This window comes from Occultella aeris (assembly GCF_902703175.1).
Lineage (GTDB): Bacteria > Actinomycetota > Actinomycetes > Actinomycetales > Beutenbergiaceae > Occultella > Occultella aeris.
Genome location: NZ_CACRYJ010000006.1, coordinates 148,822 through 171,091, shown reverse-complemented (window position 1 = coordinate 171,091; position 22,270 = coordinate 148,822). Strand labels below are relative to the sequence as shown.

Sequence of the window (22,270 nt, the reverse complement as noted above, 5' to 3'; positions counted from 1 at the left end):
CCGTCGTCAGGCGGAGCCTCCCGTTCGAATCAGAACCATGGAACGTTCTGCTTCAGGCGGGAGGGTCTGCCTCACCGGCGGGAGTTGCGCGGCTCCGGCCCAGCGGAAATGCTGTCGCTCCGCTCCGGGCCGTCGGCATGGCCTCGTCGGCAGACCGACCTACGCGGGCCCCCGACGTTCGAACCGCGAGCCGCCGTACTTCTTGTGAACGGCCTGCTTGGACACCCCGAGCAGGACCGCGATCTCGGCCCAGGTAAGCCCCTGGCCCCGCGCCCGGAGCACGAGCACCTCCTCACGGGCATCGGCCCGGCGGCGCAGCTCCACCAGAGCCGCGAGCCCGGCGAAGATGTCGCCGTCATCCTCGGCGGCCGCAGACAGTGCGCTCATCGACCTCACCTCCGAATCGTTCATAATCGTCAATTTACATTGACGCGGCTCGAAGGGTCAATCCCCCATTGACCCCTACGGATGTGCAGGTGGATGCGCTATAACCGGCGTATGGCGACCCAGGGCGAACCGTCGACCCCCTCCCTGACCGCACCGGCGCCGTCGGCCAGGGCACGCTCCCGGCGCCTGACGGTCGAGATCTGGATCGTGATGGGTCTCTCGCTCGGCCGGTCCGGGGTGTACGCCGTCGTCAACATCCTCGACCGCCTCACCCGCGGTCCGCTCGGGGACCAGACCGCGACGCTCAACCCACCGTTGTCCGAGAGGCCGTACTGGGACCTGCTCTACCAGGTGCTCTCACTGACGTTCGCGCTGGTGCCGGTCGCCCTCGCGCTGTACCTGCTCAGCGACACCGGTCGCAATCCGTTTCGACGGATCGGCCTGGACCTGAGCCGCCCCGGGCGCGACTTCGGCTGGGGCCTGGCCCTCGGCGCCATCATCGGTGTCCCCGGACTCGGCCTGTACCTGGCCGGGCGCGCGGTCGGCATCACCGTGTCCGTGCAGGCGTCCGCCCTCGACCCGTACTGGTGGTCGGTCCCGATCCTGATCCTCGCGGCCCTCAAGAACGGCCTCCTCGAGGAGGTCCTCGTGGTCGGGTACCTGTTCGAGCGGCTCCGCGAGAAGCGCTGGCGACTCTGGTCGATCATCGTGCTCTCGGCGCTGATCCGCGGTTCCTACCACCTGTACCAGGGCTGGGGGCCGTTCTTCGGCAACGTCATCATGGGCGTGGTCTTCGGTCTGTTCTACTGCTCGAAATGGGGCCGACGGCGGGTGGCGCCGTTGGTCATCGCGCACACCCTGATCGATGTCGTGGGTTTTGTGGGCTACGCCCTGCTTCCCGCCGCCGCGCTGGCTGCGCTCGGGCTGGCCTGATCGACCGGTCGGCGCCGCGCCTGGACGCACGGACGGCCGGCGGTGCATCTCACCTACTATCGGGGACATGTCCACCGATTCCGCAGGGCCGGTGACCCCGAGGGGCCCGGTCCGCCAGGTGCGGATCCTGGACATCCCGCTGACCCGGGTCCGGCGCCCGGTCGACCTGGTCCTGATGCTGCTGTCGCTGCTCGGCATCGCCGCGGTCCTGGCGCTGGCCGTGTACGCCTACGCGACCACGACCGGCGTGACCGAGGACGTCCAGTCCGCACTGGCCCAGGTGGTCCGCACGATCCTGCTCGTCCCGGTCAACGTGATCGAGGGCCTGCTCATCCTCGTGCTGCCGATCATCGTTGTCATCGAGCAGCTGGTGCGTCGCAACGTCCGCGCCGTGCTGGACGCCATCGCTGCGGCAGCGGTCGCCTACGTCGTGGCCCTGCTCGCGATCTGGCTGCTCGACGCGTTCGCCACGAACGCCCTCGCCCGGTCCCTGCTCCGGTTCCAGGACGGCGCCTGGGTGATCACGATCTCCGCGCCGGTCGCCGCGCTCGGCGCCTTCCTGACGGCGGTCGGCACCAGTGACCGCCGCCGCATCGTGCGGATCTCCTGGAACCTGCTGTGGTTCGTCCTGATAGTCACGGTGATCACCGGGACCGCGACGCTGGTGGCAGCGATCGTGTCCGTGCTCATCGGCCGCGCCTCGGGCCTCGGCATGCGGTACCTGTCCGGGGTCCTGAGCCAGCGGGCCCACGGACTCGAGCTCGTCGAGGGCATCCGGCGCGCCGGGGTGGACCCGATCCGGGTGATCCGGATCGGCGACTCGACCCTCGCCGAGGACCTGCGCCAGGACGTGGTCGAGGCGGCGGGACCGATCGGGTACACGGCGCCGTCGTTCGCGACCCCGCCCCGGACCGGGACCGTGCCACCGATCGCCGCGCAAGCCGAAGCGACGACGACGGCGGAACCCGCCGCCGCGACCGACACACACGGCGCCGCGACCGACTCGCTCGACAGTGCGGACGAGGCACTCGGCGCCGCGACCGACGCCCACGCCGGCCCGATCGACACCGAGACCAGCCTGCTCGCCCAGTTGCCCGAGTCCGCGACCGTCGCGAACGAGCGCGAGGGCGCGAACCGGGTGTACGCCGTCATCGACGCCGACGGCGTGCGCTGGGACGCCGTGGTGCTCGACGGCGACCGGCAGGTCATCGGCATGCTCAGCGCCGTGATCTCAACGATCGTGCGGCGCGGGCTGGCCCGCCGGACGGCCGTCTCACTGCGGCAGGCCGCGGAGCGCGCCGCCCTCATGTACTACGCCGCGTCCGCCGCCGGGGTGAACAGCCCGCGCCTGCGCGGCATCGCCGAGACCGAGGACTCCGTGCTGCTCCTCGGCGAGCACATCGACCACGCCCGGCAGCTCTCCGACATCCCGAACAGCACGATCACCGACGAGGTGATGATCAACGCGTGGAAGCAGCTGCAGATCGCGCACGAGGCGGGCCTCGCGCACCGCAACCTCACCGCCGACACCCTTATGATCGCCGACGCCGACGGCCCCGACGCGGGTGAGGTCTGGCTGAACGGCTGGGAGGAGGGCGAGATCGCGTCCGGCTCGCTGGCCAGGCGGGTGGACCGCACCCAGCTGCTGACGCTGCTCGCGCTGCGGGTCGGGCCCGAGCGGGCCATCGCTGCCGCCGCCCGGGTGCTGTCCATCGAGCAGCTCGCCGAGATCGCGCCCCTCCTGCAGCCGATCGCGCTGCCGATGCAGACCCGCTCCGAGGCCCGTGCGGACAAGGCCGGAATGGCTGCTCTACGGGCGCACCTCGTGGACTTCATCCCCACGGCGGGGGTCGTCGAGCCGATCCGGCTCAGTCGGTTCAGCGCCCGCACCGTGATCACGCTCACGATCGCGGTAGTGGCCGGCTGGGCACTCCTGACGACCCTGAACTTCCAGGAGATCGCCGAGGTCATCAGTGAGGCGAACCCGTTCTGGATGGTCGTGGCCTTCGCGCTCGGCCTGGTCACCTATGTCGGCTCGGCGATGGGGCTGGTCGGGTTCTCTCCCGAGAAACTAGGGCTCTGGCGCACCACGCTGGTCCAGGTCGCCGCGTCCGTCGTGACGCTCGTGGCCCCGGCCGGCGTCGGCCCGGCGGCGCTCAACCTCCGGTACATGCAGAAACGGGGTCTCGAGACGCCGGTGGCCCTGGCCACGGTCGCGCTGCTGCAGGTGTCCCAATTCGTCACGACCGTGCTGCTCCTGATCGCGATCGCCCTACTCACCGGCAGCTCCGGGGCCCTACAGGGCTTTCCCTCGGGCGCCGCGCTGATCGTCGCCGCGGCGTTGGCCGTGGTGGTCGGGGTCGCGTTCGCGGTGCCCGCGCTGCGGCGCTGGGTGATCGCGAAGGTCACCCCGACCCTCAAGCAGGTCTGGCCGCGGCTGGTCTGGGTGGTGGGTCAGCCGCAGCGGCTCGCTTTCGCCCTCGGCGGGAACCTGGTGCAGACCCTCGGCTATCTGGCGTCCTTCGCCGCCGCGTTGGCCGCGTTCGGCCAGACCCTGCCGGCCACGACGCTCGCGATCATCTACCTCACCGGTACCGCGGTCGGCTCGGCCGTGCCCACCCCGGGCGGCATCGGGACCGTGGAGTTCGCGCTCTCCACGGGTCTGCGGACCGCCGGGATCGCCACCGCGACCGCGGCGTCGACGGCGGTGCTGTTCCGGGTGCTGACGTTCTGGATCCGGGTACCCCTCGGCTGGGCGGCCCTACGGTACCTGCAGAAGCAGAATGCGCTCTGACCCGGCGGCGTGACGCTCCCGCGAGCGCAACGCTCGGGCGCGGCGGCAGCACCGGCGGCCCGCCTCCAGGACATGGGCACCTCGGTCCGTTGCGATGCAGATTCGGCCCCCTCCCGCGTTGTAGGGTGAGACTCGCTCCCAAGCCCCCGCCCCCGAAGGCGGCTGACAGTCAGAGGCGGTGCACACGATGGCGGTGAGTTTCCGCTACGCCGTGCTGACCGACCTCGGGACCGTCCGGACGAACAACGAGGACTCCGCCCTCGGCAGCCCACGGCTGCTGGTGCTCGCCGACGGCATGGGCGGGCACGCGGCCGGCGAGGTCGCCTCGAGCGTGGCCGTGCGGGTATTCGCCGAGGTGGAGCACTCCCCCGGCACGGACCTCCCCGCCCAGTTCCTGACCGCGGGACGGGCCTCCAGGCAGGCGCTCCAGGGCATGTCCGAGGCCGACGCCATGCTCGAGTCGATGGGTACCACCCTGGTCGCGGTGGCCAGCGACGGCGAGCAGCTGACCATCGGCCACATCGGGGACTCCCGCGTCTACTGCCTGCACGAGGGTTCGCTCTACCAGGTCACCACCGACCACACGCACGTGCAGCGGCTCATCGACCAGGGTCAGCTGACCCCGGAGCGGGCCCGCACCCACCCCTATCGGTCGATGCTGCTCCGCTCCCTCGACGACCAGCCCGGCGGGGCCGACCTGGACATCATCGCCCTGACGGTGACCCCCGGGGACCGGCTGCTCCTGTGCAGCGACGGCCTCTCCGACTACCTGTCCGCAGAGCACATCGGTGAACTGCTGACCCGGCCGGACCCGGCCGAGGCGGCCCGCGGCCTGATCAACGCGGCGCTCGTGCTGGGGACCCGGGACAACGTCACAGTGGTGGTGGCCGATGTGGTCACCGAGCCCGACGGCGACAGCGACCCGCTCGAGGTGGCGCCGGTGTTCGCCGGTGCCGTCACCGACGGCATCACGCTCTCCCCGGACGCCGGCGCAGCCCTGAGCGAGTCGTTGCCGACGATGATCATCGATCCCGCGAACCCCGCTGCCGGCGCCCTCGTGCGCACGCCGCGGCCCGCGACCGCCGGGGCGACCGGTGACGTCGACACCACCGTCGACATCGACTCCGACGACGGCGTCACTCTGCTCGACCGCCCGAGGGTCGGTGGCGACGGCCTCGGTCCCGCGGACGACGAGGCGGGCCGTGACCACGACCACGACCACGACGAGGCGGCCGTGGCCGACTCGCCCGACGCACCCCCCACCGATGGCAACGAGCCCCGGGTGGCGACCCCCGCCGTCGCCCGTTCCTTCGAACCACCAGCGACGGCGACCTCCGCCATGTCGGCGCTGCCCGGCATCCTCGCCGGCGGCGCGGTGCTCATCCTCGTCGCGCTGCTCTGGATCATTCTCGGCTGACACCTGGGCGCCTGGGGCCACGCTGTGACTCAGGACACCCGGCCCTTTCTGGAATGAATCCAGAAAAGGTGATTGACTGCAGGGGTGATCGAGTCGGAGGCGGAGGAGCTTCTGCGGGGGGCGTCACTGCGTGTGACACGGCCGCGGGTGACCGTCCTGATGGTCATCCACGAGCACCCTCACCAAGACGCCGCGACGATCGTCGGGCTGGTCCGTGAGCGGATCGGCGGCTGCTCCACCCAAGCCGTCTACGACGTCCTGAAGACGCTCGTCGACGCGGATCTGGCGCGGCGGATCGATCTCCCGAACTCGTCGGCGCGTTACGAGGGGCTGCGTTGGGACGACCACCAGCACGCGGTCTGCCGGCGCTGCGGCGCGCTGACCGACGTCCACGGGGCTCCGGGCGCGATCCCGCTCGCCGTCCCCCAGGCGCCCGGCTTCATTATCGACGCCGTCGAGGTCACCTACTGGGGCATCTGCCCCGCGTGCCAGGCCGGCACCGCCGATCCGGTCGCGCCTCGTCCAGAGATTTCCCACCATCACCACTGAAGGAGCATCACGGAATGACCGAACAGTTCCATGACAACACTCGGCCCCTGACGACGGCGGCCGGTGCCCCCGTTCCGGACAACGAGAACGCCGTCACCGCCGGTCCGCGTGGCCCGATGCTGCTCCAGGACGTGTGGTTCCTCGAGAAGTTGGCCCACTTCAGCCGTGAGGTCATCCCGGAGCGCCGCATGCACGCCAAGGGATCCGGCGCGTTCGGCACCTTCACCGTGACGCAGGACATCACCCGGTACTCCAGGGCCGCGCTGTTCTCCGAGGTCGGCAAGCAGACCGAGATGTTCGCCCGGTTCTCCACCGTCGCCGGTGAGCGCGGCGCCGCCGACGCCGAGCGCGACATCCGCGGCTTCGCCCTGCGCTTCTACACCGAGGAGGGCAACTGGGACGTCGTCGGCAACAACACCCCAGTGTTCTTCCTGCGCGACTCCCACCACTTCCCGGCCCTGAACCGCGCCGTGAAGCGCGACCCGCGCACCAACATGCGCTCGGCCGAGAACAACTGGGACTTCTGGACCAGCCTGCCCGAGGCTCTGCACCAGGTCACCGTCGTGATGTCCGAGCGCGGCATCCCGGACGGCTACCGGCACATGCACGGCTTCGGGTCCCACACGTACTCCTTCATCAACGCCGCGAACGAGCGGTTCTGGGTGAAGTTCCACTTCCGGACGCAGCAGGGCATCAAGAACCTCACCGACGCCGAGGCCGCCGCGCTGGTGGCCGGTGACCGCGAGTCCGCGCAGCGGGACCTGTTCGACGCGATCGAGCGCGGCGAGCACCCCAAGTGGACCTTCTCCATCCAGGTGATGCCGGAGGCGGACGCCAAGGACTACCGCTTCCACCCCTTCGACGTCACCAAGGTCTGGTCGAAGAAGGACTACCCGCTGATCGAGGTCGGCGAGTTCGAGCTCAACCGGAACCCGGAGAACTACTTCGCCGACGTCGAGCAGGCCGCGTTCACCCCGAGCAACCTGGTGCCCGGAGTCGGCGTCTCCCCCGACCGGATGCTGCAGGGACGGCTGTTCTCCTACGGTGACGCCGCGCGCTACCGCGTGGGCGTGAACCACCACCAGATCCCGGTGAACCACCCCCGCGGGGCCACCAACGTGAACACCTACCACCGCGACGGCCAGATGCGCGTGGACGGCAACCAGGGCGGCGTGCCCGGCTACACCCCGAACAGCTACGGCCGCTTCTCCGACCAGCCCGCCTTCGCCGAGCCGGCGCTCGCGCTGGACGGGCCGGCGGACCGGTTCGAGTACCGCGAGGACGACGACAACTACTTCGAGCAGCCGGGCAACCTGTTCCGGCAGATGAGCCCGGAGCAGCAGCGCGCTCTGTTCGCCAACACCGCCCGCGCGATCGACGGGGCCCGCGAGGTCACCATCGAGCGGCACATCCACCACTGCACGCAGGCCGACCCGGCCTACGGCGAGGGCGTGCGCCGCGCCATCGAAGCCCACCGGGCCGGAGCGCTCGGCGACGACGACCGGATCAGCGAACTCGTCTGATCCGCTACCGACCGCGGACAGCGGTCGACGGCGGCCCGGTCACCTTCCGCGGTGACCGGGCCGTCTGCTTCGCCTGTGATCCCGAACGCGACATCGTTGGCTGGTCGCGGGTCTGCCAAGTCAACAACCTCGCGGTCGACGGCGGGGCTAGGCGAGCAGGTGGGCCCGGCCGAACATCTCGGCGGTCGCGCGGGCGCTGGGGGTCCCGGCGTCCAGGTCCGCGCCGGCCGCGCGTAGGGCGGCGACGATCTCGTCCTCGCCCTTGAACAGGGCGCCGGCGACCGGTGACTGGTCCCGGTTGTTGCGCAGGTCCACGTCCGCGCCCCGCTCGATGAGCGCGGCGACGGCGCCTTCGTGACCGTGATAGGCGGCCAGCATGAGGGCGGTGTTCCCGTCGGCATCGCGGACGTCGACGTCGAGCCCGTGATCGAAGAACTCCAGGAGTTCGTCGGTGCTGCCGGCGCGCGCCAGGTCCATGACGATCGCGATCACCGCGTTCGTGTCTGCTTCGGAGAGCGGGTCCATGGTCGGATCCTAGGCTTGACCCGCAGACCTCACATTCTCGGCTCCATGCGCGTCTACCTAAGTGATGACGATGAAACAGCCCTTCGAGCAAGCGGTGGCCCGCCACGGCGGCACCGTCCTGCGGGTCTGTCGCGCCGTCCTGGGCCCCGGTCCGGATGCCGACGACGCCTGGTCCGAGACGTTCCTCGCAGCCCTGCGGGAGTGGCCGGACCTCCCGGAGGACACCAACGTCCAGGCCTGGCTGGTCCGGGTTGCGCATCGCAAGGCGATCGACGTCACCCGCTCGCGGGCGCGGCTCGCGATCCCCACCGAGGCAGTACCGGACCGGGCCTCGACGCTGGGCGTCCCGGGCGGGACGGACCCGGACGTCTGGACCGCCGTGGCCGCCCTGCCCGAGCGGCAACGGCTCGCCGTCGCCTATCACTACCTCGGCGGCCTCGCCCACACCCAGACCGCCGAACTCATCGGCGGCACGCCGGCGGCCGTCCGCCGTGCCGCCGCGGACGGGCTGCAATCGCTGCGTCGCAACCCGCACCTGATCGGACTTGCCGAGGAAGGACACCACCGATGAGCACGAACGCCACCCCCACGAACACCAACGCGACTGCCATGCCGCCGAACGACGATGCTGCCCTCCTGATCGCGCGCACCACCCCCGACGACGACGTGCTGGCCCGCCTGCACCGCCGACTGGAGGACGCCGCGCAGGACCAGGGCCTTCTTGACGTCGCCTACACGGAGGTCGACACCCCGGTCGGGCGGCTCCTGCTCGCCGCCACCGACGTCGGCCTCGTCCGCGTCGCCTACGAACGCGAGGGCTTCGAGGAGGTCCTCACCAAACTCGCGACCGGCATCGGTCCCCGCGTCCTGCGGGCTCCGGCCCGGTTGGAGCCCGCAGCCCGGCAGATCGAGGAGTACTTCGCCGGGCGCCGCATTTCGTTCGACGTCGCGCTGGATCGTCGCCTGTCCCATGGGTTCCGTGGCCTGGTCCAGCGGCACCTGCCGGACATCGCCTACGGACACACGGAGACGTACCGTGAGGTCGCGGTCCACGTCGGGAACCCGGGCGCCGTCCGGGCCGTCGGCTCCGCCTGCGCGACGAACCCACTGCCGGTCGTCGTGCCGTGCCACCGGGTCCTGCGTGCGGACGGCTCGCTCGGAGGCTACGTGGGCGGTCCGGCCGCGAAGGCGACCCTCCTCCAGCTGGAGCGGGCCGCCTGACCGACCCGGTGGCTCAGGCCGCGCTCTCGCGACGGCCGCGACGCACACCGATCACCACGGCGGCTGCCACGATCAGGAGCAGCACCAGGATCCATCCCCATGGCAGGGCCCAGGTGCTGGCGCGGGCGGCCACCTCGGCGCCGATCACGCCGTCGACCGCCTCCGGTGTGAGGACCAGCTCGGCACCGACCCGGATCAGTGGCCACCCGCTCAGGACCACGGATCGTTCCACCGCGGAACCCGGCATGATCTCCTCGACGGTTCCCGTCACGGCGGTGCCGCCGGCGCCCCCGAGGGTGACGGACTCATGGGCCAGGGTGCGCACGTTGCCCACGTTCGTGACCGTGTAGGTAAGGACCGTCGGCGCCGCGGCGACCGGGTTGATCGCGAGGTCCTGGCTCAGGTGCACGTTCGAGATCTCGAGCTCGACGTGCTGCTCGCCGGCGACGCGCACGTGCAGCCGGGAGCCGAGGCGGCGATCGAGCCGGACGGTGCCGCCGTCAGCCGAGGACGTGTAGGCGGCGACGATGCCGCCCGGATGATCGCCCGGGCTCGCATCCACGGGCACCGCCAGCGTGAACGGCACCTCGACGCTCTCCCCTGCCCCGAGCGTGACCTCGGTCGTCTCGAGGGTGACCCAGGTGCCGAGATCCGCGGGCGCCACGTCGGCCGGCTGCAGGTCGAGGTGGCCCTGCGGGGTGGTGTATCCGTCCGCGGCGTAAATCGCGAGCGGGAGTTCCGCCGTCCCGAGGTTGGTGACCACGAACGCGTCGGCGATGACGTCACCCGGGCTCACCGAGTAGTTGAAGTTGGGGCGGCCGGCGCCATGGTCGTTGTCCGCCGGGGCCACGCTCCAGGTCAGATCATCGGTCGCGACGTCCGCGGCCGCCGGCGCCTGGCCACCGACGATGGTGCCGACCAGCAGCGCGAACGCGAGGACCGACAGCATGGGCCGGGCGCGGGCCCCCGCCGCGGTGTCGACATCGCGGCGCCGGACGCGCGCCGTCGAAGGCGCGGGGCGGGATCGAAGAGAGGCGCTGTACATGTCGGTTCCTTCCGGCCGTGGGGGCGACCGCCGGTGACCCCGGCCCACGGAGCGCTGGGCTCCGCCGACCGGGGTCGCCGTACTGCTCGGAGGATGCTGGACGGGTACTGCTCAGCCCAGCGCGGTGAGGGTCAGGGTCGAGGTGTACGCCCCGGCCGGGGTGTTCGCAGGGGCGAGCAGCGCGAGCTGCGCGTCCACCGTGACCGTGCCGAGGGCGTGACCCGCCGACGCGGAGACGAGCGTCTGGGTGGTACCCAGACCTGGGTTGCCCGCCGCCACCGGAGCCCCGGGCTGCACGCCCGCGAGCTCACCGGTCAGCGCCGGGGTCCAGCCGAGGGCGCCACCGGCGAAGGTGTTCGACCCGGAGCTGAACGCACCGGCCACACCCGAGATGGAGAATTGCTGGCCGCCTTCGCGGGTGTCCTCGATCGCGATCGAGTGGAGGTTGCCGTTGGCTGCGAAGCCGCTCGCGTTCGCGGTGGCGGTACCGAGGTTCACGGCGCCACTGCCCTGGATGGTCCAGGAGAACACACCCGGTTCGGGCTCACTCGGCTCGGGCACGATCACCTCGATCGGCACGTCGCCGTCGCCGGACTCGCCCGGCTCACCCTCGTCCACCGTCCAGGCCACGGCGACCGGCGCGGCCAGCTTCTTCGGGTCGGCGGCGCCACCCGAGGAGTACCAGTAGGAGGACTGACCGGTCGCGTACTGGAAGGTCACGTACGACTGCGGGAACGATCCCCAGTTCGCACCCGTCCGGACCTGCGGGCTGACGCCCTCGCCAGGGTCCACCTCGACGCCCAGGTACTCCGGCGTCGCGGTGAAGCCGTCCGCGTCGACGCTCAGCCCGGTGAACGTGGCGAGCTCGATCACCGCCGGCGTGAGCTCCTCCCACAGGGTCGGGTCCTCCATGGAGGCTCCCCAGCCCGACCCGGTGCCGGTGAGGGTACCGGAACCGTCCGCGGCCACCGTGAGGGTGGGGTCGCTGACGGTCCAGTAGGTCAGGCCACCGTAGAAGACCACGGTGTAGTCGCCGTCCCACGAGATCTCCGCGGTGCCGGCCTCGGTGTCCACGGTGCCGGTGCCGGCGGACAGGACCACCTGGTTTCCGGTGGTGCTGCCGGCGCCGGTGCCCACGGCCGCACCGCTGGCGTTCTGGCACTTGGTGGCCCAGGTGGGCTGGGCCCAACCGCCGTCGGCGGTCGGCTTCTCGATCGCGACGTTGCCGACCTCGGTCTGGTAGAAGCCGTCGGCCTCGGTCCAGACCCGGCTGCTGCCGGCGTTGCCGGCGGCCCCGGCGACGAGGAAGTTGCAGCCGCCGAAGTAGGCGCCGCCGCCGGCCTCCTCGCTCATGGCCCAGCGCAGGGTGACGTCGTCGACCTCGGTCACTGCGGCCTGGGCGGGCGCCGCGATCGCTATGCCCGCCGAGAGTGCGACTGCCAGGGCCCCCAGCCCTGCCAGGACGCGGCGGCCGGACGATCCTGCCGCGGATGTGCTGTGCATGTGATGCCTCTCTTGTTGTGAGGGGGAAGTGCTTGCCAATTCAGGCGAGCCTTACCTTACTTAGGTTTGCCTTGCCAATCCAGTGCCTCTCACTCCGCGGTCACTCGGCGCCCCGCAGGCGACGCCGTGGCTCATCTGGAGATGAGCCACGGCAGGATGAGCCAGCCCTTGCGGAACCCGACCAGAGCTGCCCCCGAGAGCGCGAACACGCCGGACAAGGCCCACGCGAACTGCTCGGCCGGGTCCATGCCGGACAGTGCTCCGACGTCCGGAATGAGGCCGGTGGACGGCAGCAGTGTGTCCGGAGCGAGCGCTGCCGTGCGGACGAACGGCGCATCGGTCACCAGCGGCGCCACGGCAGTCGGCGCGACCCTCGGTGGGGTTTGGCCTACGCCGGATCCCCCGCTGCCATTGCCGCCCGCGACGCCCGTGCCGCTCCCGCCGCCGAACCCTGGGCCGAGGCCGCTCGGGGGGTCGACCAGCACGGGCGGGGGCACGGTGACCGGATGCTGCGCGTCGTAGGACACGTAGACGGTGGTGGCCGGCTTTGCGCGGTCGCGCAACCCTCCGGAGGAGTACCAGTACGAGCCCTGCCCGGTCTGGAACTGGAAGTCGATGAAGGACTGCGGGAACGAGCCCCAGGCGTCACCGGTGCGCACCTGCGCGATGGCACCGCCCGGCACGCTCGCCGTCACCCCGGAGTAGGCGGGCAGTGCGGCGAACCCGGCCTCGGCATCCAGGTCGACGGCGCCCAGGTTCGCGAGCACGATCTGGCGCTCCGGCAGCGGGACCCACTTCGACGTGTCCTCCATCGAGGCACCGAACCCGCCCGCGGTGGCGGTCAGCGTGCCGATGCCGTCGACGACCGTGAGCACGGGGTCGGAGGCCCACCAGTACGTCATGCCGCCGTAGTAGGCGACCGTGAAGGAACCCTCCCAGCGGACGGTCGCCGTGCCCTCGTCCGGGTCCATCTCGCCCGTGCCGCCGTCGATCACCACCTGCTGGCCGCTCGAGTTGAACCCGGAGGAGCTGAGCCGGTTACCCGCCGGGTCCAGGCATCGCTCGTCCCAGGTGGCCTCCCGGTAGGCGGTGGTCGCTCCGGACACGACGGGGCGCTCGATCGTGACGTTCCCGGCGGCCGAGTGGTAGTAGGGATTGCCGTTGGGCCACACGTGCGAGCTCCCGGCGTCCCCGGCGATCCCCGCCGAGAGGAAGTTGCACCCCCCGAAGAACGCTCCGCTGCCGGTCTCGTCGTTCAGCCCCCAACGCAGCTGCGCGTCGCTGAGGGTCACCGGACCGCCGGCGCCGGGGATGGTCACGGTGACGTTCACGTCGTCAGCGTGCGCGGGAGCCACCGCCGAGAACGCGAGCGCGACGGCCAGGGCGAGGGCCCCGAGGAAGCGCCGACTCATACGCCCACCTCACGACGGGTCGTTCGGCGTACCGGGGGCAGCACGACTGTGTCGTCGACCTGGCCCGCCGCGGAAGCCGCTGTGGTCGTTTCGGCAGCGATGCGCTTCCGGCGCCGGCGCCGCACCAGCGCCGCGATCAGCGAGGACAGGATGAGTGCCAGCAGCACTGCCCCGACGATCACGGCCACGAGGAACGCCCAGGACAGTCCCGGCTGCTCCTGCGTCAGCGGTGGGGCGGCGTCGGGATCGGGCATGACGGTCAGCGTGATCTCCGGCGCCTGCCCGGACCCGGCGCCGGACATGCGCAGCACGTGGGTGCCGAGCCGGATGTCCGTGGGCAGTGCCAGCGTCCCGGCGACCTCCCCGAACTGGCCGGCGGTGTAGGGACCGGCCGCGGCCAACCCACCGGCGAGGGTCACCAGAACCTGCTCACCCGGCGTGAATCCCTGCCCGGTGAAGCCGACCACCCGGCCCTGCACGACCGCCGTCTGGTCCACCCCTATCGTGGCCGGGCCGGTGGTGACCGAGGCCTCCTCGGCGCCCCCGGCCGGCGTCTCGGCGTCGGTGGCCTCGGCACCGGTCGCCGCTGGTTCGGCCCCCGCGTCGGTGCCACTCGAGCCGCTCGAGCCTGCGGAACCGGAGGTGTCGATGAACGTCACGGGCGTGAACGACTCGTTGTTCGCGTTGACCACGCCGTGCGCGCCGACGGTGATGATGCCGCAGCTGACCTCGCGGCAGTCCACGCTCGCGGCGTTGCCGTCGCGGTCCTGGGCGGTGAAGGTGGGGCCGGGGATGATCATCGAGAGCGAGAAGGTGCCGTCCGCGGCGAGCAGGCCGCCGTTCGCAGCGGCGGCCGTGCTGGAGCCGGGAAACGATACGAATCGCTGGTAGCCGGCGTTGTCCAGCGCCTCGGTGTCCGGCACGTACAGATAGGTGTCACCCGTGTGTCCGCCCTCGCTGGGTCGCCAGGACCCGCCCCCGGGATCCGTGACCCAGCCGAACAGCACATAGACGCCACCGAAGCCGTTCTGGATCGACTGGAACCCGGACCCGTTCACCGAGATCGTCGTGGGCTCGGTCAGCGACACCTGGGCGCCGCCGAGGTCACTGTCGATGGTGACCCTTCCGGCCGCGGCCACGGGTGCGGCGGTCAGCACGGACGCCGCGCACAGCGCAACCGCCGCTGCGGTCGCAGCGAGCGCCGTGCGCCACCGGTCTGCGGTCGCGCTCATGACTCCTCCTTCTGTGGGCTGCGCCGATCGCGCAGCGGGAGTACCACGAGCGCGCGGGAGTCCTCGTGCTCCACGACGGCGATCGGGTACCGATAGACCTCGGTCAGCAGTTCCGCGGTGAGCACGTCTCGCGGGGGCCCGTCCGCGCGGACCCGGCCGTCCGCGAGCAACACGATCCGGTCCGCGTAGGCGGCGGCGAGGGTGAGGTCGTGCAACACGACGACCACGCCCACCCCGGCAGCGGCTCGTTCGCGGACCTCGGCGAGCAGGCGCTCCTGGTGCCGGATGTCCAGGGCCGCGGTGGGTTCGTCGAGCATCAGCACGGCCGTCTCCTGCCCGACGGCGCGGGCGAAGGCCGTGCGGGCCTTCTCACCGCCGGACAGGGTCGGGAACAGGCGCCCGGCCAGATGCTCGACCTCGCTGGTTCTCAGGGCATCGGCGACCACCGCGTCGTCCTCGGCGGCGAACCGCGTTCCCCGCCACGGTGCCCGGCCCATCCGGACGACCTCCTCCGCGCGGAACGCGAACGAGAGCCGGGCCTCCTGGACCTGCACGGCGCGGGCACGGGCACGCTCGGCCACGGGCACCGCGCTCAGGTCGTGCTCGCCGAGCAGCACACGGCCCTGCTCGGGGTCGAGGTCGCCCGCGAGCGCGGCGAGCAGGGTGGACTTGCCCGCGCCATTGGGTCCCACCAGGGCGACGACCTCGCCGGCGTGCACCCGCAGGTCCACGTCGACCAGCACCGGCTGCCCGCCAAGGCGCAGGCTGAGGCCTTCGCAGCCGATCAGCGCTGCCCTGGGCTCGGGGCCGTCCCACGGGTAGGCCATGCTCGGCGCCCGCACCGCCTGGGCGCTCATGACCAGCCCCCCGCGCCGCGCCGGGTCCGGCGGATCAGGTAGAAGAAGAACGGTCCGCCGACGAGGGCGGTGAGCATGCCGATCGGCAGGTCCGCGTACGGCACCACGGTGCGGGCGGCGAGGTCCGCGGCGAGCAGCAGGACCGCGCCGCCGAGGGCGCTGGCGGGCAGCAGGACGGTGTGCCCGGGACCGACGAGCATCCGGACCAGGTGCGGCACCACCAGCCCCACGAACGCGATCACGCCGCAGAACGCCACGGCGGCGCTGGTCAGGATGGCGACCAGCACGATGACCACGATCCGGAGCCGTTCGACGTCCACGCCCAAGTGCCGGGCCGGTCGCTCGCCGAGAGCGAGCAGGTCGAGCCGGCGCGCGAACAGCCCGGATGCGGCCACCCCCAGCACGATCACCGGCGCCGCGACCAGCACGTGCTCCCACCGGGTGCCGTTCAGGCTGCCCAATTGCCAGAACACGATCTCCTCACGCGCCGAGGTGTCCCCGAGGAAGGTCAGGAACGCGATGATCGCCCCCGCCACCGCGTTGACGGCCACCCCGGTCAGGACCAGGGTGACGACCTCGGTGCGCCCCTCCTGTCGCGCGGTCGAGTAGGCGACCGCGGTCGTGATCAGCCCGCCGATGAAGGCGGCGACCACGGCGGTCCAGGTGCCCAGGGCGTTCAGGCCGAGCACGATGACCGTGCAGGCGCCGACCGCCGCACCGGAGGAGACCCCGATCACGCCGGGCTCGGCGAGCGGGTTGCCGAAGACACCCTGCATGAGCACGCCCCCGGTGGCCAGCGCGGCCCCGACCATGGCGGCGAGGAGCAGCCGGGGCATCCGGACCGCCCAGAGCGCGGACTCCGCGTTCGGGTGCGCGGGCCCAGGCAGCACGCCCAGGCCCAGCCGGTTCAGGATCGAGCCGAGCACCTCGGCCGGCGTGATCCCCATCTGCCCGAGGCCGACGGACAGGATCAGCAGGACCCCCAGTGCGACGGTGAGCGAGACGAAGAGCACCACCACCCGGCCGGCCCGGGACGGTGCGCGCGCCACGCTGGTCCGCGTCGGCGCACCGCCGACGTCGACTTCGTCGCCGACCGATCCGACCGCGACGACGGCTCCATGGCCCATCCCTGCCCCACCGGCCGGGTCCGGCGGCGCCGGCCGGCTCAGCCGCACGGGGGCATAGGCGGTCACTGGTTGGCCTCGGGTGCGTAGATCGCAACCGCGAGCGCATCGAGCACGTCGGCGGTGTTCGGCCCGAAGGACAGGATCTGGCTGTCGTCCATATCCACGACGCGACGGTTCTCCCCTGCTGGGGTGTACGCCAGCGCGGGCACGGCCTCGAGCAGTCCGTCCACGCCGTCGACGGACTCCAGGCCCTTGCTCATGACCAGGACGAGATCCGGCTGTGCGGCGATCAGTCCCTCATCGGTGAGCGGTCGCATCCCGTCCCACCCGATCTCGGTGGCCACGTCCACCCCGCCGAGGGCGGTGATCAGGGAGTCTGTCCCGGAGCCGGTGCCGAACAGGTAGTAGATCCCGGACTGGCCGCGGACGTACAGGAACGCGATCCGCAGGCGCTGCCCCTCGGGCGGCGCCACCGCGGCGATCTGCGCGACGGTGGCCTCGATATCAGCGGTGGCGCGGGCCGCGAGCGCTGCGCCCTCGGCGCTCAGGCCGACCGCGTCCGCCACCTGCTGGATGAGCGCTCCGACGCCCTCGAGGCTGCGATGTGAATCCACCACCACGACGGGAATGCCGGCGTCCCGCATCTGCAGGACGACGTCCCAGGGTCCCAGGCTGGTGTCGGTGATGATCAAGGTCGGCGCGAGGTCGAGGATCGACTCGGCGTTCAGTTCATGCCCGTTGGCGGTCACCAGGGGCCGGTCGGTGATCTCGGGGTAGGCCGACGAGGTGTCCCGGCCCACGAGGTTCTCCCCCAGACCGAGCTCGAAGACGGTGCGCGAGGTGGACCCGTAGATGTCCAGCGCGAGGATCCGGCTGACGTCCGTCACGGTCACCTCGGTGCCCTGGGCGTCGGTGAGCGCGACCGGGAGGACCGGCTCCGGGTCGGCGGCGATCGGCACGATCGCGGAGTCGGCGAGAACCGCCGAGCTCGGACCGACGTACGCCCCCGGGTCCGTGAGCGGCTCCACCTGGGCCAGCCGCGCTCCGCCGTCGGGCGCTCCCCCGGCGCCGCCGGCACCACCCGAGCACGCTGCGACCAGCGCGAGCACCGCGAGCAGTGTCGCGATGCTCCGCGCCGGCCCGAGACCCTTGCTGCTACCCGGCTGCCGCCCTGACGGCATCACCGATCGACGTGCCCGCACGGGCCCACCTCCCTGTTCTCAGGAGAGGCTAACCTAAAATAGGCAAGGCTTGCCTAATCGTCGATGTTCAGACCCCGTCGATCGGGTGGTTCTCCGGGTTCTTCCCGCTGGTGAACCGCCGCGCGGTCTCGCCCGAGAACGCCAGGAGCACCAGGATCTCGAGCGAGGAGCCGATCAGGTTGCTCGAGAGCGCACTCTCCGGGGCCGCGGTCAGCCACAGCACCGCGTACACGATGATGCTCACCGTGCTGATCGCCATGGTCACCATCCGGGCCCAGTTGCGACCCCGGTACACCAGGTAGGACAGCAAGAGATAGGCGAGCAGGTAGCCCATGATGACCCCACGCACGAGCACGTACCCCTGCTCGAGGCTGAAGCCGAGGTCGAGCATCGGGGCGAGGATCCACAGCTCGTCGATCGACTCACGGGCCAGGTGCAGCACCCAGTTCAGCGAGAACGCACCGGCGACCACCCGCAGCAGCATCAGAAACAGCCCGAGGGCAACGGTCAGCGGCACGGCACGGCTCTGCTCTGCCTCGCGGTGATCGGCCTCGACGGCCGCCAGGATCTCCGGCGTCGCCGGCGGCAGCGCCCGCACGTCGACGATCGGCAGGTCCCCGTCGGTGCGGATCGCGTCGCCGCCGCCGTTGCGGGCGTGGTAGCCGGTGGAGAAGTTCTTCAGGTGCTTCACCCGGATGCCGGCGTTCCCGGCTTCGGGGGCGGTCAGCGTCGCGACGATGTGGTCCCGTTCGGCGTCGATGTCGGCATCGATCCGGTGCGTCACCTGCAGCGTGAACAGATTGAGCCCGACGGCGGTGTCGTAGGTTCCCGCTGCCAGCCAGTTCGCGCGGTGTCCGCCGGGCAGTCGCCAGCCCTTCGGACATGGCCAGAACCGGACGTGGTGGCGCTTGGCTGGGTTGCCCTCGACCTCCTGCTGGTAGGTGAACCGCTGCCGGCGTCCGAACAGGTAGAGCGGGCTGACCGGGGCATCGGAGTAGGACCGGCGCATGATGGTCGAGACCACCATCCGGCGGCTGCTGGTCAGGTTGATCTCATCGGCCCGGTGCCAGCCGGCGCGGAGCATGGCCTCGTGGATCCGGTCCTGCCGGCCCCGGAAGCCGACGTTCACGGGATCGCCGAGCAGGCCCTCGCGGGTGCGCGAACGACCGATGAAGTAGTCCGGCACGTACACCTTGGTGAGCAGGGAGTGGATCCGCGGCAGCAGGAGGTAGGCGACGATCAGCCAGAACGGCAGGAACGCCCAGACGTGGCGCCATCCCGCTGTCACGAACTGGTTGACGAGCAGGAACGCCAGCCACGCGGCGGCGACGGTCGCGAAGGTGAAGAACACGCGGTCGGCGAATCTGACCGGGTTCTCCTGCACCTCCTCGACGGCCGCATGGGCCCGCTCGCTCAACGTCCCGCGCATGGTGCAACGGTAACCGGCGGTGGGCCCCTACGATGGTCCACACGCTGTTGCCGCACCGGCAGGAGAGGCACGATGGCGCACCCACAGATGTTCGATGACGACGACCCGTACCTGGCGCGTGTGCGCGCCACCTGCGGCCGGTTCCCTGGTGTGACCGAGCGGGTCAGCCACGGGCGGCCGACGTTCCGGACGGCGAAGATCTTCGTCACCTACGGCGGCGGCACGAAGGGGCCGGCCAGCACCCGGGTCCGGTACGACCACTCCATCCTGGTGCTGCCCGACGAGGCCGAGCGACCGGCACTGGAGCAGGACGAGCGCTACTACCTGCCCGCCTACGAGGGGGCATACGGCTGGATCGGCCTTGACCTCGCCCACGGCGGCACGACCGTGGCGCAGGTGGACTGGGACGAGGTCTTCGAGCTGGTGGACGCGTCCTACCGGCAGGTCAGTCCGGCCCGCCTGGTGGCCGAATGGGACGCCGCGTCTCCACCTTCCGGGTGAGTCCACGCGCGCACGTTCCCCCTTCCCGGGGATTGGTGCGGCGCTGCGATTGCCGGGAGACTCGGGGCCATGGTCGACTTCCTGGGGAGCTCGCTCACCGTCGCCAGCGTGATCTTCTCGGTGCTGATCTTCGCGCTGCTCGTGCGGCGGCTGCTCGGCGTGCGGATGGGTCTGCTGCGCACCATGGTGGCTGCCTTCGTCGCCGGCGCCCTCGGCCCGACGGTCCTCCAGGCGATCCTGCCCGCACCACCCCAGGACCAGGACTTCCTGACCCTTGGACTGTACGTCGCGCTCCTGTCTGGTTTCGTGCTGATCGTTGCGATGGCGATCCTCGTGGTCATCGAGGCGCTGGTCCCGACCGGCTCCCTGCCCGGGCCGCTGGAGTTGCGGCGTTCGGCGCGGGCCCGGCTCTCGCGCACCCGCCGCTACCTGCACATCCTGCGCGTCGTCGCCAGGCACGGCCTGTCCCGGTTCCTGCGCGGACGGGTGCATCGGGGGTTGCGCACCGCCCCCGAACGGCGTGACCTGGCCCGCTCCCTGCGCCGGGCCCTCGAGGACGGCGGCGTCACCTTCATCAAGCTCGGGCAGCAACTGTCCACCCGCCGCGACCTGCTGCCGCCGGAGTTCACGTCTGAACTGGCCGCGCTGCAGGACGATGCACCCGCGGTGCCATGGCCGCAGGTCCGGGACATGCTGGAGACCGAGCTCGGCCGCGGCGTCGAGGACGTGTTCAGCTTCCTCGACTCGCAGCCGCTGGCTGCCGCGTCCGTCGCGCAGGTCCACGCGGGGCGCCTGCTGGACGGTTCCGAAGTGGTCGTCAAGGTCCAGCGACCAGGCATCAGCGCCGAGGTCGAGCGCGATCTGGACATCATCGCGAGGCTCGCCCGCACCCTCGCGGACCGCACCGAGTGGGGCGCCTCCCTCGGGCTCCAAGGGCTCGTCGACGGCTTCTCGGAGGCGCTCGCGGAGGAGCTTGACTTCACCATCGAGTCCGGCAACATGCGCTCCGTGGCCGCCGCACTGCGCGCCGCGGGCACCGACGGGATCCGGGTGCCCACCCCGCACACGGACCTGTGCACGCCCCGCGTGCTGGTGATGGAGCGGATGGCCGGCATCCCGCTCGGCAGCGCCGAGGAGGCCCTGGTCGCCCTGGGCGAGGAGCGGCGCGGGGAGATCGCGGACACGCTCCTGCGCGTCGTGATCGACCAGTTGCTGACGAGCGGAATCTTCCACGTGGACCTGCACCCAGGGAACCTGCTCGTCGACACCGACGGGACCCTGGCGATGCTCGACCTCGGCTCGGTCGGCCGGCTCGGGTCCGTGACCCGCGCGAACGTCGGCCGGCTGGTGGCCGCGCTCGGCTCCGGTGACTCGCAGGCTGCCACCGACGCGCTCCTGGAACTGGTGGACCGGCCGGAGAAGGTCGACGAGCGCGGCCTGGAACAGGAGATCGGCATCATCATCCTGCGGTTCACGACGGCCGGCAGCACGGATGGCGCGGCCGCGTTCGGAGCCCTGTTCCGCCTCGTCGCCACGCAGCGGCTCGGCATCCGCCCGGAGGTCGCCGCCGTCTTCCGGGCGGTCGCCACGCTCGAAGGGACCCTCACCACCATCGACCCCGGCTACGACCTGCTCGGCGCGACCCGGGCCGCGGGCGTGAGCCGGATCGCCCGCGAGCTCACCCCGGAGGCGGTGCGGACCCGCGTGGTCCACGAGGTCGCCACCGCGCTGCCGATCCTGCGCCGGCTGCCCCGCCGGATGGACCGGCTGGCCGACGCCGCCGAGCACGGGCGCCTCTCGGTGGGAGTCCGGCTCCTCGCCGATCCGCGCGACCGACGGTTCGTGACCGGACTGTGGCACCAGGCGCTGCTCGCCATCCTGGGGGCGACGGCGGGGCTGATGTCGGTCGTGCTGTTCGCCGTCGCACCCGGTCCCCTGGTGACACCCGAGATCGGGGTCTACCACGTCCTGGGAAGCACGCTGCTGTGCATCAGTATCATCCTCGTGCTGCGCGTCCTCATCGTGATCTTCCGACGGGAGACCGACGAGGGTTGAGGCACGCTCCACTCGGCCCAGTCTTGACAAACATCCTGCCCGGGCTAGAATTACTTGAACCGTAAACAAATAGAGGTGCACATGTCCGAGCCACTCTGGCTGACCCACGAGGAGCGTTCGACCTGGCTCGCCCTGACGGGCCTGATCACTAAGCTGCCGGGGGCCCTCGATGCGCAGCTCACCCGCGACGCGGGCCTGAGTTTCTACGAGTACATGGTCCTCGCGATGCTCGCCGAGTCCGACGACGGCGTGTTGCGGATGAGCGCGCTGGCCGAGCTCACGAACGGGTCGTTGTCCCGGCTGTCCCACGTGGTGCAGCGGCTCGAGCGCCAGGAGCTGGTCCGGCGCGAGACCTGCGCCGATGACCGCCGGGCCACGAACGCGATCCTCACCGACGCGGGCCGGTCCCGCGTCGAGTCCGCCGCACCCGGTCACGTCCAGCATGCGCGCACGCTCGTGGTCGACGCCGTCAGCGCCGAGGATCTGGCCACGTTCGGGCGGGTCGGCGAGGCGATCCTGGACCGGGTCGCCGACCAGCGGCGCAACTGACCAAACACC

At 71.4% G+C, this 22,270-nt stretch carries 20 protein-coding genes; 10 read left to right on the top strand and 10 right to left on the bottom strand.

Annotated elements, in window-relative coordinates:
- Window positions 1-159: 159 nt before the first annotated feature.
- Window positions 160-387 carry a hypothetical protein gene (locus tag HALOF300_RS02105; RefSeq protein ID WP_156738990.1) on the bottom strand — a complete coding sequence of 76 codons (228 nt, stop codon included), beginning with the start codon at window positions 385-387 and terminating at the stop codon, window positions 160-162.
- Window positions 388-498: 111 nt separating this feature from the next.
- Here HALOF300_RS02105 and HALOF300_RS02100 point away from each other — a divergent pair, with 111 nt between their 5' ends.
- The 5 genes from HALOF300_RS02100 to HALOF300_RS02080 all read left to right on the top strand — a co-directional run bounded on the left by HALOF300_RS02100 (window position 499) and on the right by HALOF300_RS02080 (window position 7,603).
- Complete coding sequence (locus HALOF300_RS02100; protein WP_156738989.1) at window positions 499-1,320, top strand: CPBP family intramembrane glutamic endopeptidase; 822 nt, start codon at window positions 499-501, stop codon at window positions 1,318-1,320.
- A gap of 67 nt (window positions 1,321-1,387) precedes the next feature.
- A complete protein-coding gene (locus HALOF300_RS02095; RefSeq protein WP_156738988.1) occupies window positions 1,388-4,114 on the top strand; it encodes a lysylphosphatidylglycerol synthase transmembrane domain-containing protein in 2,727 nt (908 codons plus the stop codon).
- 187 nt (window positions 4,115-4,301) lie between these two features.
- Window positions 4,302-5,531, top strand: coding sequence for a PP2C family protein-serine/threonine phosphatase (locus tag HALOF300_RS02090; RefSeq protein ID WP_156738987.1), 1,230 nt, complete (start codon window positions 4,302-4,304; stop codon window positions 5,529-5,531).
- Window positions 5,532-5,615: 84 nt separating this feature from the next.
- A complete protein-coding gene (locus HALOF300_RS02085) occupies window positions 5,616-6,080 on the top strand; it encodes a Fur family transcriptional regulator (protein WP_156738986.1) in 465 nt (154 codons plus the stop codon).
- A gap of 14 nt (window positions 6,081-6,094) precedes the next feature.
- Entirely contained in the window at window positions 6,095-7,603 is a 1,509-nt protein-coding gene (locus tag HALOF300_RS02080) for a catalase (RefSeq protein WP_156738985.1), read from the top strand.
- A 147-nt stretch (window positions 7,604-7,750) separates the two neighbouring features.
- Here the strand turns inward: HALOF300_RS02080 and HALOF300_RS02075 are convergent, their stop codons facing one another.
- Window positions 7,751-8,128 (bottom strand): ankyrin repeat domain-containing protein, encoded by a 378-nt coding sequence (locus tag HALOF300_RS02075; protein ID WP_156738984.1) that lies wholly within the window; start codon window positions 8,126-8,128, stop codon window positions 7,751-7,753.
- Between the two features lie 70 nt (window positions 8,129-8,198).
- On the opposite strand from HALOF300_RS02075, the gene HALOF300_RS02070 reads away from it, so the two are divergent.
- Complete coding sequence (locus HALOF300_RS02070) at window positions 8,199-8,699, top strand: RNA polymerase sigma factor (RefSeq protein ID WP_156738983.1); 501 nt, start codon at window positions 8,199-8,201, stop codon at window positions 8,697-8,699.
- A 38-nt stretch (window positions 8,700-8,737) separates the two neighbouring features.
- Window positions 8,738-9,349, top strand: a complete 612-nt coding sequence (locus HALOF300_RS02065; protein WP_156739078.1) for a methylated-DNA--[protein]-cysteine S-methyltransferase — start codon at window positions 8,738-8,740, stop codon at window positions 9,347-9,349.
- 13 nt (window positions 9,350-9,362) lie between these two features.
- Here the strand turns inward: HALOF300_RS02065 and HALOF300_RS02060 are convergent, their stop codons facing one another.
- The 8 genes from HALOF300_RS02060 to HALOF300_RS02025 form a co-directional block, all read right to left on the bottom strand.
- Window positions 9,363-10,394, bottom strand: a complete 1,032-nt coding sequence (locus HALOF300_RS02060) for a WxL protein peptidoglycan domain-containing protein (RefSeq protein ID WP_156738982.1) — start codon at window positions 10,392-10,394, stop codon at window positions 9,363-9,365.
- A 111-nt stretch (window positions 10,395-10,505) separates the two neighbouring features.
- Window positions 10,506-11,897 (bottom strand): hypothetical protein, encoded by a 1,392-nt coding sequence (locus HALOF300_RS02055; protein WP_156738981.1) that lies wholly within the window; start codon window positions 11,895-11,897, stop codon window positions 10,506-10,508.
- A 131-nt stretch (window positions 11,898-12,028) separates the two neighbouring features.
- Window positions 12,029-13,309, bottom strand: a complete 1,281-nt coding sequence (locus HALOF300_RS02050) for a hypothetical protein (protein ID WP_156738980.1) — start codon at window positions 13,307-13,309, stop codon at window positions 12,029-12,031.
- Window positions 13,306-14,541, bottom strand: a complete 1,236-nt coding sequence (locus HALOF300_RS02045; protein WP_156738979.1) for a hypothetical protein — start codon at window positions 14,539-14,541, stop codon at window positions 13,306-13,308. The genes HALOF300_RS02050 and HALOF300_RS02045 overlap by 4 nt, the downstream gene beginning before the upstream one ends.
- A complete protein-coding gene (locus HALOF300_RS02040) occupies window positions 14,538-15,398 on the bottom strand; it encodes a heme ABC transporter ATP-binding protein (RefSeq protein ID WP_231954962.1) in 861 nt (286 codons plus the stop codon). The genes HALOF300_RS02045 and HALOF300_RS02040 overlap by 4 nt, the downstream gene beginning before the upstream one ends.
- On the bottom strand, window positions 15,395-16,591 hold the full coding sequence (locus tag HALOF300_RS02035; protein WP_231954961.1) for a FecCD family ABC transporter permease: 1,197 nt from the start codon (window positions 16,589-16,591) through the stop codon (window positions 15,395-15,397). Before HALOF300_RS02035 ends, HALOF300_RS02040 begins: the two co-directional genes overlap by 4 nt.
- The gene (locus tag HALOF300_RS02030; RefSeq protein WP_231954960.1) at window positions 16,588-17,727 is read right to left on the bottom strand and encodes a heme/hemin ABC transporter substrate-binding protein; all 1,140 of its coding nucleotides are present in this window, start codon (window positions 17,725-17,727) and stop codon (window positions 16,588-16,590) included. The genes HALOF300_RS02035 and HALOF300_RS02030 overlap by 4 nt, the downstream gene beginning before the upstream one ends.
- Before the next feature lie 67 nt (window positions 17,728-17,794).
- Window positions 17,795-19,156, bottom strand: a complete 1,362-nt coding sequence (locus HALOF300_RS02025) for an LssY C-terminal domain-containing protein (RefSeq protein WP_156738978.1) — start codon at window positions 19,154-19,156, stop codon at window positions 17,795-17,797.
- A gap of 72 nt (window positions 19,157-19,228) precedes the next feature.
- Here HALOF300_RS02025 and HALOF300_RS02020 point away from each other — a divergent pair, with 72 nt between their 5' ends.
- The 3 genes from HALOF300_RS02020 to HALOF300_RS02010 all read left to right on the top strand — a co-directional run bounded on the left by HALOF300_RS02020 (window position 19,229) and on the right by HALOF300_RS02010 (window position 22,261).
- Complete coding sequence (locus HALOF300_RS02020) at window positions 19,229-19,657, top strand: MmcQ/YjbR family DNA-binding protein (RefSeq protein WP_156738977.1); 429 nt, start codon at window positions 19,229-19,231, stop codon at window positions 19,655-19,657.
- Window positions 19,658-19,726: 69 nt separating this feature from the next.
- Window positions 19,727-21,712 (top strand): ABC1 kinase family protein, encoded by a 1,986-nt coding sequence (locus tag HALOF300_RS02015; protein WP_156738976.1) that lies wholly within the window; start codon window positions 19,727-19,729, stop codon window positions 21,710-21,712.
- Window positions 21,713-21,793: 81 nt separating this feature from the next.
- A complete protein-coding gene (locus HALOF300_RS02010) occupies window positions 21,794-22,261 on the top strand; it encodes a MarR family winged helix-turn-helix transcriptional regulator (RefSeq protein WP_156738975.1) in 468 nt (155 codons plus the stop codon).
- Window positions 22,262-22,270 lie beyond the last annotated feature (9 nt).

What these genes read in the sequence shown, in the direction of transcription:
- HALOF300_RS02105 (WP_156738990.1), bottom strand. Translation starts at nt 387, where the DNA reads ATGAGCGCACTGTCTGCGGCCGCCGAGGATGACGGCGACATCTTCGCC.
- HALOF300_RS02100 (WP_156738989.1), top strand. Translation starts at nt 499, where the DNA reads ATGGCGACCCAGGGCGAACCGTCGACCCCCTCCCTGACCGCACCGGCG.
- HALOF300_RS02095 (WP_156738988.1), top strand. Translation starts at nt 1,388, where the DNA reads ATGTCCACCGATTCCGCAGGGCCGGTGACCCCGAGGGGCCCGGTCCGC.
- HALOF300_RS02090 (WP_156738987.1), top strand. Translation starts at nt 4,302, where the DNA reads ATGGCGGTGAGTTTCCGCTACGCCGTGCTGACCGACCTCGGGACCGTC.
- HALOF300_RS02080 (WP_156738985.1), top strand. Translation starts at nt 6,095, where the DNA reads ATGACCGAACAGTTCCATGACAACACTCGGCCCCTGACGACGGCGGCC.
- HALOF300_RS02075 (WP_156738984.1), bottom strand. Translation starts at nt 8,128, where the DNA reads ATGGACCCGCTCTCCGAAGCAGACACGAACGCGGTGATCGCGATCGTC.
- HALOF300_RS02070 (WP_156738983.1), top strand. Translation starts at nt 8,199, where the DNA reads ATGAAACAGCCCTTCGAGCAAGCGGTGGCCCGCCACGGCGGCACCGTC.
- HALOF300_RS02065 (WP_156739078.1), top strand. Translation starts at nt 8,738, where the DNA reads ATGCCGCCGAACGACGATGCTGCCCTCCTGATCGCGCGCACCACCCCC.
- HALOF300_RS02060 (WP_156738982.1), bottom strand. Translation starts at nt 10,394, where the DNA reads ATGTACAGCGCCTCTCTTCGATCCCGCCCCGCGCCTTCGACGGCGCGC.
- HALOF300_RS02055 (WP_156738981.1), bottom strand. Translation starts at nt 11,897, where the DNA reads ATGCACAGCACATCCGCGGCAGGATCGTCCGGCCGCCGCGTCCTGGCA.
- HALOF300_RS02050 (WP_156738980.1), bottom strand. Translation starts at nt 13,309, where the DNA reads ATGAGTCGGCGCTTCCTCGGGGCCCTCGCCCTGGCCGTCGCGCTCGCG.
- HALOF300_RS02045 (WP_156738979.1), bottom strand. Translation starts at nt 14,541, where the DNA reads ATGAGCGCGACCGCAGACCGGTGGCGCACGGCGCTCGCTGCGACCGCA.
- HALOF300_RS02040 (WP_231954962.1), bottom strand. Translation starts at nt 15,398, where the DNA reads ATGAGCGCCCAGGCGGTGCGGGCGCCGAGCATGGCCTACCCGTGGGAC.
- HALOF300_RS02025 (WP_156738978.1), bottom strand. Translation starts at nt 19,156, where the DNA reads ATGCGCGGGACGTTGAGCGAGCGGGCCCATGCGGCCGTCGAGGAGGTG.
- HALOF300_RS02020 (WP_156738977.1), top strand. Translation starts at nt 19,229, where the DNA reads ATGGCGCACCCACAGATGTTCGATGACGACGACCCGTACCTGGCGCGT.
- HALOF300_RS02015 (WP_156738976.1), top strand. Translation starts at nt 19,727, where the DNA reads ATGGTCGACTTCCTGGGGAGCTCGCTCACCGTCGCCAGCGTGATCTTC.
- HALOF300_RS02010 (WP_156738975.1), top strand. Translation starts at nt 21,794, where the DNA reads ATGTCCGAGCCACTCTGGCTGACCCACGAGGAGCGTTCGACCTGGCTC.